Source organism: Streptomyces sp. NPDC056224, assembly GCF_042267665.1.
In the GTDB taxonomy this organism is placed as follows: domain Bacteria; phylum Actinomycetota; class Actinomycetes; order Streptomycetales; family Streptomycetaceae; genus Streptomyces.
This window is the reverse complement of sequence record NZ_JBHJTK010000008.1, coordinates 66,369-79,239: the sequence shown is the minus strand read 5'-3', so window position 1 is coordinate 79,239 and position 12,871 is coordinate 66,369. Positions and strand designations below refer to the sequence as shown.

At 74.9% G+C, this 12,871-nt stretch carries 11 protein-coding genes; 2 read left to right on the top strand and 9 right to left on the bottom strand.

Annotation, left to right across the window (positions count from 1 at the left end; translation table 11 throughout):
• Positions 1-63: 63 nt before the first annotated feature.
• Genes ACFCZ1_RS13500 through ACFCZ1_RS13485 form a run of 4 tightly spaced genes read right to left on the bottom strand, consistent with a single transcriptional unit; the run spans position 64 to position 4,544 of the window.
• On the bottom strand, positions 64-675 hold the full coding sequence (locus ACFCZ1_RS13500) for an ATP/GTP-binding protein (RefSeq protein WP_376678525.1): 612 nt from the start codon (positions 673-675) through the stop codon (positions 64-66).
• Positions 676-682: 7 nt separating this feature from the next.
• Complete coding sequence (locus tag ACFCZ1_RS13495) at positions 683-1,072, bottom strand: DUF742 domain-containing protein (protein WP_376678524.1); 390 nt, start codon at positions 1,070-1,072, stop codon at positions 683-685.
• Positions 1,069-1,554, bottom strand: coding sequence for a roadblock/LC7 domain-containing protein (locus ACFCZ1_RS13490; protein ID WP_376678523.1), 486 nt, complete (start codon positions 1,552-1,554; stop codon positions 1,069-1,071). The genes ACFCZ1_RS13495 and ACFCZ1_RS13490 overlap by 4 nt, the downstream gene beginning before the upstream one ends.
• Positions 1,551-4,544 carry a nitrate- and nitrite sensing domain-containing protein gene (locus ACFCZ1_RS13485; protein ID WP_376678522.1) on the bottom strand — a complete coding sequence of 998 codons (2,994 nt, stop codon included), beginning with the start codon at positions 4,542-4,544 and terminating at the stop codon, positions 1,551-1,553. Before ACFCZ1_RS13485 ends, ACFCZ1_RS13490 begins: the two co-directional genes overlap by 4 nt.
• A 388-nt stretch (positions 4,545-4,932) precedes the next feature.
• Here ACFCZ1_RS13485 and ACFCZ1_RS13480 point away from each other — a divergent pair, with 388 nt between their 5' ends.
• Complete coding sequence (locus ACFCZ1_RS13480; RefSeq protein ID WP_376678521.1) at positions 4,933-5,706, top strand: hypothetical protein; 774 nt, start codon at positions 4,933-4,935, stop codon at positions 5,704-5,706.
• A 114-nt stretch (positions 5,707-5,820) separates the two neighbouring features.
• Here ACFCZ1_RS13480 and ACFCZ1_RS13475 read toward each other — a convergent pair whose 3' ends face one another.
• From ACFCZ1_RS13475 to ACFCZ1_RS13455, 5 genes are all read right to left on the bottom strand, one after another.
• Positions 5,821-6,294 (bottom strand): MarR family winged helix-turn-helix transcriptional regulator, encoded by a 474-nt coding sequence (locus tag ACFCZ1_RS13475; protein ID WP_376678661.1) that lies wholly within the window; start codon positions 6,292-6,294, stop codon positions 5,821-5,823.
• A gap of 95 nt (positions 6,295-6,389) precedes the next feature.
• A complete protein-coding gene (gene lon / locus ACFCZ1_RS13470; RefSeq protein ID WP_376678520.1) occupies positions 6,390-8,801 on the bottom strand; it encodes an endopeptidase La in 2,412 nt (803 codons plus the stop codon).
• A gap of 127 nt (positions 8,802-8,928) precedes the next feature.
• Entirely contained in the window at positions 8,929-9,684 is a 756-nt protein-coding gene (locus ACFCZ1_RS13465) for a DUF4097 domain-containing protein (RefSeq protein ID WP_376678519.1), read from the bottom strand.
• A 66-nt stretch (positions 9,685-9,750) separates the two neighbouring features.
• On the bottom strand, positions 9,751-10,743 hold the full coding sequence (locus ACFCZ1_RS13460) for a sulfurtransferase (protein WP_376678518.1): 993 nt from the start codon (positions 10,741-10,743) through the stop codon (positions 9,751-9,753).
• Positions 10,744-10,816: 73 nt separating this feature from the next.
• Positions 10,817-12,187, bottom strand: a complete 1,371-nt coding sequence (locus ACFCZ1_RS13455; protein ID WP_376678517.1) for a hypothetical protein — start codon at positions 12,185-12,187, stop codon at positions 10,817-10,819.
• Between the two features lie 53 nt (positions 12,188-12,240).
• Here ACFCZ1_RS13455 and ACFCZ1_RS13450 point away from each other — a divergent pair, with 53 nt between their 5' ends.
• On the top strand, positions 12,241-12,786 hold the full coding sequence (locus ACFCZ1_RS13450) for a hypothetical protein (RefSeq protein ID WP_376678516.1): 546 nt from the start codon (positions 12,241-12,243) through the stop codon (positions 12,784-12,786).
• Positions 12,787-12,871: the final 85 nt, after the last annotated feature.

The window sequence follows — 12,871 nt, the reverse complement described above, 5'->3', positions numbered from 1 at the left end:
TCACGTTCTCTGTTCGGGGGTGCCGTGTTCGGGTGCCGTGTTCGGGTGCCGTCTTCTGGGGCCCTATTCGGGGGTCCTGCTGAGGGCGTGGTCCACCAGGGTGAGCAGGGATTCGACGACCGTGCGGCGACTGCGCGCATCCATGATCACGACGGGCACCTCCGGCGGGACGGTGAGCGCCTCGCGCACGTCCTCGGGCTCGTACGAGTCGGTGCCCTCGAAGTGGTTGACGGCGACGGCGTACGGCAGCCCGCTGCTCTCGAAGTAGTCGAGGGCGGGGAAGCAGTCGCGCAGCCGGCGGGTGTCGGCCAGCACGATGCCGCCGATCGCTCCGCGCACCAGGTCGTCCCACATGAACCAGAACCGCTCCTGGCCGGGGGTCCCGTACACGTAGAGGACGAGGTCGTCGTCGAGGGTGAGGCGGCCGAAGTCCATCGCGACGGTGGTGGTGTTCTTGTCCGGGGTCGCGGACAGGTCGTCGGTCGGGACGCTGGCCTGGGTCATCACCGCCTCGGTGCACAGCGGGGTGATCTCGGAGAGGGAGGTGACGAAGGTGGTCTTGCCGACGCCGAAACCACCGGCGACCAGCACCTTGACGGCGACGGGCGCGCGGGAGCGGTCGTACTGCCAGGGCTGGGCGGTCTCGTCGTCCACCACGGCCGACGCGTCCGCCACGGGCTTTTCAGAGACGGCGAAGACCACTGAGCACCCTTTCGAGCAGCGCGCGTTCGGGCCGGCCCGTGCCGTGACCCGTGCCGTAGACGCGGATCCTGCCCTGGTCGGCGAGGTCGCTGACCAGGACGCGGACCACACCGAGCGGCAGCTTCAACAGCGCGGCGATCTCGGCGATCGTGCGCATGCGACGGCAGACCTCGACGATGGCGGGCAGTTCGGGCATGCGGTCGGGCTTCTGCGGCTCCGACAGCTTGGTGTCCAGGGTGGCGACGAACGTCTCCACCAGCAGGACCTCTGTGAACCGGGTACGGCCCCCCGTGAGGGAGTACGGGCGTACGCGGGCGGGGCGGCGGTCGGCGCCGCGTATCGGCAGCCGGTCGGAGGCCGGACTCCTCACGGGGTGTTCTCCATCGACTGGCGCAGCTCGCTGCGGACTTCGGGGGTCAGGACGTGGCCGGCGCGGCCGACGAACAGGGCCATGTGGTAGGCGACGACGCTCATGTCGCAATCGGGGGTGGCGTGCACGCCCAGCAGTGAGCCGTCGCTGATGGCCATGACGAAGACGGAGCCGTGCTCCATCGCCACCATGGTCTGTTTGACGGAGCCGCCGTCCATCAGGGCGGCCGCACCGGTGGTGAGGCTGCCCAGGCCGGACACGATGGTGGCCAGGTCGGCGGAGGCGCCCCGCGGCCCCCTGCTCTTGGGCTGCGGGGCGGTGGCGGCGCCGTCCGTGACGGGGTCCGAGGACAGGAGCAGTAGCCCGTCCGAGGACACGACGGCGACGGAGTTGACGCCGGGTACCTCCCTGACCAGGTCGGTCAGCAGCCATTGCAGGTTGCGGGCCTGGGTGCTCAGTCCGTACGTACTGGGCGCGGTCATGTGCGTGCCTCCTGTGCGGTGTCCCCCTGGTCGGTGTGGCCCTGTTCCTGTTCGCGGTCCGGTACGTGCTCGCCCCCCGGGTCCCGCGCGATCTCGGCGGCGGCCACGCGCCGCCCGTCCTGGGCGCCCTGGTAGAACCCGCCGAGGCGGCGGCGCAGTTCGTCGGCGTCGATCCGGCGCGGCGGCTCGGCCGGTCCCTCGTCACGGACCGCGCGGGGGACGGGGACGGACCGCGGGGTCCGCTTCGGCAGGCCCTTGTCGGTGACGGGCTCCGCCTCGGCGGGATCGGCGGGGTGGCTGCCCTGGCGGGGGAGCCAGTCCTCCTCCTCGGCGGCGGTGGCGTGGCCGTGCGGATCCGGCTCGGGGCCGGATTCGCGTCCGTCGGCACCTTCCCCGGCGTCCTGCGCCTCGGTCGGTATCCCCGGCTCGGGGTCCGCCGCCCCGGAGGCCGCCGCGTCCGCGTCGGGGACGACCCGCGCGAGCAGCTGCTCCTCGGGGCCGGGCCCGGCCGGCACCTCCGCCGGGGCTTGTGCCGGAGCCGGTACGGTGAAGATCTCCTCGGCGGGCGGCAGCGGACCGTCCACCGGACCGGCCGTGTCGGGCTCGGCGTCGGCGCGGGCGTCGGCTTCGGGCCCGGACTGCGGTTCGGCGGCGACGGCGGCGGGATCCGGCTCGGCGTCCAGGGCCCCGTCCGGCAGGACGGCCCCGTCCAGCTCGGGCTCGGGCTCCAGCTCCAGACCGGCCTCCGGCCCGGGCTGCGGCCCGGCGGCGACAGCGGCGGGATCCGGCTCGGCGTCCAGGGCCCCGTCCGGCAGGACGGCCCCGTCCAGGCCGGCCTCCGGCCCGGGCTCCCCGGCAGCGGACTCCGACTTGCCGCGCGTGCGGCTCGGCAGCGTGTTCTCGTTCGCCTCGGCGATCACGCCGGGAAGGTGCAGCGCGGGCGCGCCCGGCGTCGCCAGGGTGTGGACCGGGGAGAAGGGCGGGGTCGCGGGCAGCAGCGCGGCCGGGACGACCACGAGGGCCTCGGTGCCGCCGTGCCGCGGGGCGCGCAGCTCCGCGGTGACCCCGTGGCGCGCCGCGAGGCGTCCGGCGACGTACAGGCCGAGGCCCAGGCCGTGTTCGGCCTCGGGCTCCTCGTCGTAGGCCTCGGGCGTGGCCAGCCGGGAGTTCAGTGCCTCCAGCCGGTCCTCGGTGACCCCGATGCCCTCGTCGACGACGGACAGCACCACGTCGCCGGAGTCCACCAGCCACCCGGACACCTTGACCTTGGCGTCCGGCGGCGAGAACGTCGTCGCGTTCTCCAGCAGCTCGGCCAGGACGTGCGAGATGTCGTCGGCCGCGTGCCCGGCGACCTGGATGTGCGAGGGCAGCGCGGCGAGGTCGACGCGCTCGTAGCGCTCGATCTCGCTGACGGCGGCGCGCATGACGTCGACCAGCGGGACCGGCAGTCCCTGGCCGTGACCGTGCTCCTGCCCGGCGAGGACCAGCAGGTTCTCGTTGTGGCGGCGCATCACGGTGGCCAGGTGGTCGAGCTTGAAGAGGATCGCCAGTTGGTCCGGGTCCTGTTCCTTGGACTCCAGTTCCTCGATGACGGCGAGCTGGCGCTCCACCAGGCCCAGGGTCCGCAGCGACAGCGAGACGGACGTCGTGGACATGATGCGGCGGTGCTCTTCGAGCCCGGCGCGCAGCGTCGTCAGCTCTTCCTCCAGCGCCTCGCGGCCCGAGGCGAGCGCCTCGTTGCGGCCGATGATGCGGCGCCGGTCGGCGTCGAGCCCGGCGATGCGGGTGTGCAGCGAGACGGTCTGGTCCCGGACCGCGTTCAGGTGGCGTACGACCTCGGCGAACTCGTCGTTGCGGCCCGTGAACCGGACCGGCTCCACCGAGCCCTCCGGCGTCGCCAGCCGCTCCGCGCCGCGGCGCAGGACGGACAGCGGCCGGGTCAGCGAGCGGGCCACGGCGGTCGAGAAGCCCACGGCGACCAGGAACAGCAGGCCCAGCACCGCGATGAGGGTTTCCAGCCGGGTCACGTCGTCGTCGCGCAGGGCGGCGAGCGCGGAGGCGCGCTGCCCGGCGAGGGTGGATTCGACGGACCGCATGCGGTCGATGCGGGCGGTGAGCGCGGAGCCGACGGCGGCCGCGTCGGTCTTGCGGTCGGCGGCCGAGAGCGTGGGCCGCTCGGTGAGCCGCTTGAGGTGGTCGTCGGCCGCCTTGACCTCGGGTCCGGTGACGGTGGCGGCGAGGGTCTGGCGTACGTCGGGCCGCGCGGCCCGCGCGAAGTCGTCCAGCGCGGCCTGTTCCCGTACGCGCGAGCGCTGGGCGGCGGTGCTGAGTTCGTCGGCCACGGCCGAGTTGGGGGGCTGCTCGCCGCGGGGGACGGCCAGCGCCGCGAGCAGCAGTCCACGGGTGGCCGAGGCCTGTTCGACCGCCTGGCCCAGCGGGGCCATCGGGCGCGTGGTGGCGAGGGCGGCCACGGCGCGCGGCGGGGTCAGTTCGGCGAGCCGGTCGCCGGGGGCGAGCAGTTCCGCGATGACTGCGGCGTAGGCCTGGTGGGCGGCGAGGGCGCTGCCCTTGCCGTCGACGGCCTCGCCGCGGACGGCCTGGACGCGGGCGAGCGCGAGGGCGGTCTGCTCGTCGGCATCGGCCTGGACCTCGGCGAGCTGCCGGTCGGTGCGGGCGGCGCGTTCCTGGACGGGTCCCTTGGCCCCGCCGGGGCGGCCCTTCGCGGCGTACTCGACGACGGCATCGCGCTCGTCGCCGAGGAGGTGCGCGAGGGTGAGGGTCTGCCGGGTCCGGTCCGCGAGGGTGACCAGGCGCTGGGAGTCGTTCAGTTCTCTCGTGGCGGAGACGACGGCTGGGCTGCCTGCCGCGAGGACGGTGAGACCGGCGACGGCCACGCCTACGACCAGCCTGCGGCGCACGCGGACGCGGCGTCCTGCGGGGGCCGGGCCGTCGGTGGCGGTGCCGTTCTTCCGAGACCGCTTCTTCTGCACCGGTGCTCGCAATCCTGTACGTGTGCTCTTGCTCGTCTACTCGTGTGGCCGAGGTAACGGCCGGTCAACAAGTAAACGCGCCCCGCTCCCTCGTACCGCCTCAGACCTTCGCAGTGTGATGGGAAGAGAGCCGCACATCGCCCACCCGGCCACTCGAACGAGTGAACATCACGGATGAGTTGGCGACCAACTCGGGCACCGGGTGTCAGGGCGCGTCCACGGACGGGCGGTTGAAAGATCCACGCGGGCTTTGGCAGGATGCCCGCCCACACGCCCGCGGGGCCCCGGCCGGGCCCTGGACGGCGCGCAGGGCCACTCCCGCCCACCCCTCCCGCATTGGTACGGACCTACCCGCGCGCCGGAGCCCCGCGCCCGGCAGAATGACGGCATGCGCATCGACCTCGCATCGGCCCCCGGCAACACGGAACGCCCCAATGAGGACTGGGTGTCGGCCGCGATCCCCGCTTCGGGCGGCGGCGTCGTGGTCGCCCTGGACGGGGTCACCCCGCCGCGCGGCGACGACGGATGCGTGCACGGAGTGCCGTGGTTCACGGCCCGGCTCGGCGGCCGATTGACCGAACTGTCCGGATCGCGGCGGGACATGCCGCTGGACCGGATCCTGGCGGAAGCCGTCCGCTCCACGGCCGCGGCGCACCGGGACACCTGTGACCTTTCTCACGTCCGCACGCCGCAGGCGACGGTGGTCGTCGTCCGCTGGGACGAGGCGTACGTGGAGCACCTCGTGCTCTCGGACTCCGTACTGCTCCTGCAGGCGCCGGACGGTGAGGTCACGGCCGTGCTCGACGACCGGCTGGACCGGGTCCCGCCGGAGATGCTGCGGTCGCAGGAGACGGCGGACGCGCTGCGCAACGCGGAGGGCGGCTTCTTCACGGCGGCCGCCGATCCGGCGGTGGCGGTACGGGCGGTGACGGGGCGTACGCCGCGCGGGCGGGTCCGGGCGGTGGCCGCGCTCACGGACGGGGCGAGCCGGTGGACGGACACGTTCCAGGAGGGCGACTGGTCCCAGTGCCTGGCGGTGCTGCGGAAGGAGGGCGCGGAGGGGCTGATCGGCAGGGTCCGCGCCGTCGAGTCCGACCCGGCCCGCCCGTCGGCCCGGTACAAGCGGCACGACGACGCCTCGGCGGTCTACGCGGAGCTGTGAGGGCCGGCGCGCAGCCGCTCCGGACCTCTCCGGGCCTCTTCGGACCTCTTCCCCCGGCCTCTCCGGGCCTCTTCCCCCGGCCTCTTCGGAGCCCGTCTCCCGGCCCCTGCGGGTCTACTCCTCGCCCGCGTTCAGCTGGTTGAGCAGCCGGGCGAGTTCGGCCACCTCGCCGCGGTCCCAGCCGGCGAGCTTGCGCATGTACTGCTCGCGCCGCGCGTCACGCACCCGCAGGAACCGCGCGCGGCCCTCCTCGGTGAGGCCGACCAGGAAGGCCCGGCCGTCGGCCGGGTCGGGCTCGCGGGCGACCAGGCCCAGCACCTCCAGGGCCCGCAGCTGGCGGCTCATGGTGGCCTTGCCGACGCCGAAGTACGCGGCGAGCTCGGTGGCCCGCTGCCGGCCGGCCGCCTCCAGGCGGGTCAGGAGTCCGTACGCGGCGGGTTCGAGTTCGGGGTGGAGCTCGCGGGCCATCTCGCCGGAGGAGGCGCGGGCGCGCCGGAGGAAGACGGACAGCTCCCGCTCCAGGGCAAGGAACTCCTGGTCTTCGCTCCCGTGCACGTCAGGCTCCCTCTGTGGTGTGTGGGCCGCCAGTATTTCGCAGCCGGCACGCCGACGGCCCGGGGCCCCGCCCGGGGGTCCCCCCGGACGGAGTCCGGGGGAGGGGACCCGGGCGCCGTGACCCGCCCCTACGCGGCGGTGGTGAAGGGCACTTCCGCCCCGGCCCGGGCCTGGGCCAGGGCGAGTTCCAGGACCTGGCGCACATCCGTCACCGGGTGCACCTCCAGTCCCTCCAGCACCTCGGCCGGGACGTCGTCCAGGTCGGCCTCGTTGCGCTTGGGGATGATGACGGTGGTCAGCCCGGCCCGGTGCGCGGCGAGCAGCTTCTGCTTGACCCCGCCGATCGGCAGGACCCGCCCGGTCAGCGAGACCTCGCCGGTCATGGCCACGTCCGTGCGCACCTGCCGCCCGGAGAGCAGCGAGGCGAGGGCCGTCGTCATGGTGATGCCCGCGCTCGGGCCGTCCTTGGGGACCGCGCCCGCCGGGAAGTGGATGTGCACGCCCCGGTCCTTCAGGTCGGCCACCGGGAGTTCCAGTTCGGCGCCGTGCGAGCGCAGGAAGCTGAGCGCGATCTGCGCCGACTCCTTCATGACGTCGCCGAGCTGGCCGGTGAGGGTCAGACCGGCCGCGCCCGTCTCCGGGTCGGCCAGTGAGGCCTCCACGAACAGCACGTCGCCGCCCGCGCCGGTCACCGCGAGGCCGGTGGCCACGCCGGGCACCGCGGTACGCCGCTCCGCCGGGTCCTGGGCGGACTCCGGCACGTGGTGCGGGCGGCCGATCAGGGCACGCAGGTCGTCGGCGCCGATGCTGAAGGGCAGCTCGCGCTCGCCCAGTTCGTGCTGCGAGGCGACCTTGCGGAGCAGCCGCGCGATGGACCGCTCCAGGGTGCGTACGCCCGCCTCGCGGGTGTACTCGCCGGCGAGCTTCCTGAGCGCCTCCTCCTGCAGGACCACCTCGTCGGCGCCGAGGCCGGCGCGCTCCAGCTGGCGGGGCAGCAGGTGGTCGCGGGCGATGACGACCTTCTCGTCCTCGGTGTACCCGTCGAGGCGGACCAGCTCCATGCGGTCGGCCAGAGCCTCCGGGATGGCCTCCAGGACGTTGGCGGTGGCCAGGAACACCACGTCGCTGAGGTCGAGCTCCACCTCCAGGTAGTGGTCCCGGAAGGTGTGGTTCTGCGCCGGGTCCAGGACTTCCAGGAGGGCGGCGGCCGGGTCCCCGCGGAAGTCGGAGCCCACCTTGTCGATCTCGTCGAGCAGGACGACCGGGTTCATCGACCCGGCCTCCTTGATCGCCCGGACGATGCGGCCCGGCAGGGCGCCGACGTAGGTCCGGCGGTGTCCCCGTACCTCGGCCTCGTCGCGTACGCCGCCGAGCGCGACCCGGACGAACTTGCGGCCCATGGCGTGGGCGACGGACTCACCGAGCGAGGTCTTGCCGACACCGGGCGGCCCGACGAGCGCGAGGACGGCTCCGCCGCGGCGGCCGCCGATCACGCCCATGCCGCGCTCGGTGCGCCGCTTGCGCACGGCGAGGTATTCGGTGATGCGGTCCTTCACGTCGCTCAGCCCGGCGTGTTCGGCGTCGAGGACGGCCCGCGCGCCCTGGATGTCGTACCGGTCCTCCGTGCGCTCGTTCCAGGGCAGCTCCAGGACGGTGTCCAGCCAGGTGCGGATCCAGGAGCCCTCCGGGCTCTGGTCGCTGGCCCGCTCCAGCTTGTCGACCTCCTTGAGCGCGGCCTCGCGGACCTTCTCGGGGAGGTCGGCGGCCTCGACGCGGCTGCGGTAGTCGTCGGACTCCTCGCCGTCCTTCTCCCCGTTCAGCTCGCGCAGTTCCTTGCGGACGGCGTCCAGCTGCCGGCGCAGCAGGAACTCCCGCTGCTGCTTGTCGACGCCGTCCTGCACGTCCTTGGCGATGGACTCGGCGACGTCCTGCTCGGCGAGGTGGTCGCTGAGTGCCTTGACGGCCAGCTTGAGCCGGGCGACGGGGTCTGCGGTCTCCAGCAGTTCGACCTTCTGCTCGACCGTCAGGAACGGCGAGTACCCGGAGTTGTCGGCGAGGGCCGAGACCCCTTCGATCTGCTGGACCCGGTCGACGACCTGCCAGGCGCCGCGCTTCTTCAGCCAGCTGGTGGCGAGCGCCTTGTACTCCTTGACGAGCTCGGTGACCGCACCCGGCAGCGGGTCCGGCACGTGCTCGTCGACGGTCTCGCCCTCGACCCAGAGCGCGGCCCCTGGTCCGGTCGTCCCGGCGCCGATGCGGACCCGGCCGCGGCCGCGGATGAGCGCGCCGGGATCCCCGTCGGAGAGCCTCCCCACCTGCTCGACGGTCCCGAGCACACCGGTGCCGGCGTACGTCCCGTCGATCCGCGGCACGAGCAGCACCCGGGGCTTTCCGCCGCTGCCCGCCGCCGCCTGGGCCGCCTCCACGGCGGCGCGCACCTCGGCGTCGGACAGGTCGAGCGGAACGACCATCCCAGGCAGCACGACCTCGTCGTCGAGCGGCAGCACGGGCAGGGTGAGCGTTACGGACGTCGAAGCCATGATCTTCCCTCCGGCAGTGAAGTTGAGCTATGCCGACTCAATGCATGTGCGCCGCCCGTTGTTCCCCAACTGCCGTTCGCCCGGGGCGAACGACCCGGGGGCAGCCCTGGACCGGCCCCGTCGGCCGTCAGCTCCGTGCCGAGACGCGGACGTCGCCCGAGGTGGTCTTCACCGCGAGGCTGGCGGGTGCCGAGGGGTCCGTGGGGAGGGTGACGTCGCGGGCACCGGAGGTGGTGGTGACCGCCATCCGGTAGGGGGCCCGGGGAACGTCCAGGGTGACGTCGCCCGAACCGGTCTCGGCGAGCACCGAGGACGGGGCCCGTGTGAAGTCCAGGCGGGCGTCGCCCGAGTCGGAGCGGACCTCGGCGGTGGGCCCGGCCAGGCCGGAGGCGGTGATCGCGCCCGAGGAGGTACGGGCCTTCAGCGGGCCCGTGATGCGGTCGGCCCGGACCTCGCCGGAGTCGGCCGTCAGCTCGGCCGCCGCCACGCCGGTCACCGTGATGCGGCCGCTGCTGCTCTCCAGCCTGACCGTGGCGGAGGCCGGGACCTCCAGGCGGTAGTCGATGAAGCAGGTCGCGTCGCAGCCGTCGGAGAAGGTGAGTACGCCCGCGGTGACCCGCTGTCCGGGCGTCGGCACGGTGTCCCCGCGGTAGTGGACGGTTCGGCGGACCGTGACTCCGGGCCCGTTCGCGGCGGTGACCTCGACCGAGCCGGCCCGGGCACCCGTGACCTCCACCGCGGTGACGGCCTCGGTGACCGTGGCGTCGGCCGTCGCCGTCTTCTGGGGGCCGTCCCCGAAGGAGCAGCCCGCCAGCAGGAGCCCGGCCCCGAGGGCGACGGCGGCGGTGCGGGCGGGGCGGGATGACACGGCGTGAGAAAGCATGGTCACGAGTCTCCGGCGGGGAGCGCCCCGCGGCCGATGGGGCAGGTCCCCGGGCCTGGGGTGGGGTTAACCCCCGGCACCGCCCGCGACCCCCGCGACCCCGGCACCGCCGGCGACCCCCGCGGCACCCCCTCCGCCGCCCCCGTCCCCGCCCGCCGGCCCGTGGCCCGTGACCACCGGCCGCTCGTCCGAGGGCATGCCCCACTCGCTCCACGAGCCGTCGTACACGGCCAGGTCCCGGTAGCCGGCGAGGGTGGCGCCGAGGGCCAGGACGCAGGCCGTCACTCCCGATCCGCAGCTGAAGTAGAGGCGCTCCCGCTCGCCGGTCAGCGCGTGGACGGCCGCGCGGAGTTCCTCCGCCGGGCGCATCAGTCCGTCGGCGCGCTGGAGTTCGGCGAAGGGCAGGTTGAACGCGCCCGGCATGTGGCCGCCGCGCAGGCCCGGGCGGGGTTCGGGGGCGGTGCCCGCGAAGCGCTCGCGGGTACGGGCGTCCAGGACCGCGGCGGCCGGGTCGGCCAGGGCCGCGGCGATGGTGGCGCCGTCGGCCAGCAGCCCGGGCCGGGGGCGGGCGGTGAAGGAGCCGCGCGGGCCCTCTCCTCCGGCTGCCGCCGCGGGGTTCCCCCAGGCCGGGCCGGTGGCCTCCACGGGCAGCCCGGCGGCCTCCCAGGCGGGCAGTCCCCCGTCGAGTACGGCGGCCCGGTCGAAGCCCATCGCGCGCAGCATCCACCAGGCGCGGGCGCTGGAGTAGATGCCGGCGCCGTCGTAGACGACCACGGTGGAGGTGTCGTCGACGCCGAGGGCCCGCATCGCCTCGGTGAACCGTGCGGCGCCGGGCATGGTGTGCGGGGCGGGGGCGTCGTGGTCGGACAGGTCCCCGTCGAGGTCGAAGGGGCGGGCGCCGGGGATCCGGTGGGCGGCGCCGCGATGGGCGCCGACGGAGGCGTCGAAGATCACCAGCCCGGGAGCGGCCAGCCGCTGCGCGAGCCAGCCCACGCCGACCAGCGGACCGGGGTTCCGGTAACCGGCCTCTCGGGACGGGGAGTTCTGGGACGTGGGCATCTGGCGCCTCCTGTGCGAACCGGGTCGCCCCATCCTCGCAACCGGCCCGCCGCGCACGCGTGCCCGGGCGGGCTCAGGGTCCGCCGCAGCCTCCGGGGCGGGCGTAGACGGCGACCCTGGCGCCGCGCACCTCCGTGACCGAGCACAGGTCGAACCAGGCGGCCAGCGTCTGCCGTTTCACCGCCTCCCGCGGGTACGGGTCCAGCGGCTGGCCGGCCGGGTCCAGCAGGGCGATCACCCGGGGGGACCCGATCAGCGCCTCCCGGATGGCGAGCGACGGCAGCTCGGTGCCCTGCAGGCTCCGCGAAGCGGCCGGGGTGCGGTCCAGGGCCACGTCGCGCAGCTCCCCGTAGACGCCCGGCGAGGACAGCAGCCACTCGCGCCGTCGCGACGGCAGGAAGGCCACCGCGTCCCCCGGCCGGGCCTTCTCCCGGACCGCGGCGGCCACGGCGAGGGCGTCGTCCTTGCGGCTGTCGGGGGTGCGCAGCCAGACCGACCAGAGGGCGAAGGGCACCAGGAGGGCGGCGGCCGCGAGCCACGGCCACCGGCAGCGGGCCGACGCCAGCCGGGCGCCCGCCAGCAGGGCGGGCCCGGCCAGCGCGTAGAGCACGTACCGGTCGACGTACCAGGGGTCGAGGAGGGAGACGGCCAGCAGCAGGCCGGGCGGCAGCAGGGCGAGCGGCAGCGCCACCCGTACGAGCTCTCCGGGCGCTCCCCGCGCGAGCAGCAGGGCGGCCGCCGCGAGGACCCCGTACGCCGCCCAGTCCTGCCAGCCCGGCCGCCCGAGCCAGCCGAGCTGCTGCTGGGCCTGCCGGGCGCTCACCAGGGCCAGCGGCAGCAGCAGGGCCACGACGGTCCCGGCGGCGACGCGCCAGCCGCGCGAGCGCCAGGCGGTGAAGGCGTGCGCGGCCAGGGCCAGTACCGCGAACTCGTGCAGCCAGCAGCCGAGCAGCAGCACCGCCGCGTACGCCGTCCACCGCTCGCGCAGCATCAGGTACGTCGCCCACACCACGGCCGCGGCGACCAGGGCGTACGAGCGGCCCTCCTGGGCGTACATCTGCACCGGCGGCAGCACGGCGTAGGTGAGCCCGGCGATCAGCGCGGCCCGCTCCCCCGAGAGCCGGCGGGCGGTCGCGGCCACTCCGGCGGCCGCGAGGGCGGTGGCGGCGACGGAGGGCAGCCGCAGGGCCCACAGGCCGCCGTCCCAGGCCAGGAACACGCCGTGCATGAGGAGGTAGTACAGGCCGTGCACGGCGTCCACCTGGCCCAGCAGCTCCCAGAGCCCGCCGAGCGGGCGGTGGGCCACCTGCCAGGTGACCGACTCGTCGCGCCACATGCTGCCGCGCCGCTCCAGACCCAGGAGTCCGAGCAGGACGGCGAGCAGCGGGGGCAGCACGCGCCAGGGGGCGATGCGGGTGATGACTGCCTCCGGGAACTGTCGCAACGGGCGGTGGGACTCCATACTCGGGGTTCGGGGAAGTACCTGCGGAGGTGGGTGTGCGAGCGTTCCGAGCGGTGGCGGGCGCGGTGCTGGGCGCGGTGGTCCTGGCGGGCTGCGGGCCGTCCGGTTCCGTGGGCGTCGACAACGCGCCCGCGACGCCCGGGCAGGCCGCACCGGCCCCGACCGGCCCGACGCTACCGGGCCCGGGTCCGACGCCGGCGCCGAGCGGTGCCGCGAGCCCCACGGCCGGCAAGCCGCCCTCCGCGGAGGAGACCCTGGTCCGGGTCACCCGCAGCGGCGGCTTCGCGGGCCAGACGCACACGCTCGTCGTCAAGGGCGACGGTTCGTGGACCCGTCTTGACCGCGAGGCGAAGCCGGAGGGCGCCGGGAAGCTGTCGGAGGCCGAGCTGGCCGAGCTGCGCACCGCGCTGCGCGAGGCGGACTTCGCCGGGCTGCCGCGGATCGCGACGGGCGGGCCCACGATCTATGACGGGTTCTTCTACACGTTCGTGCACGGCGGCTACGAGGTGGCGGGCGGCGAGGGCAGCCTGGCCCCGGCCCTGCGCGAGGTCCTGGAGGCCCTCCCGTCGTTCACGCAGTAGGAGTCCGGACCGGTCCCCGCCGCCGGGACCTCCTGCGGCCGCCGGTCCGGGGAGGCGTGCACTGCGGCCGGTATGTCCACGCTCA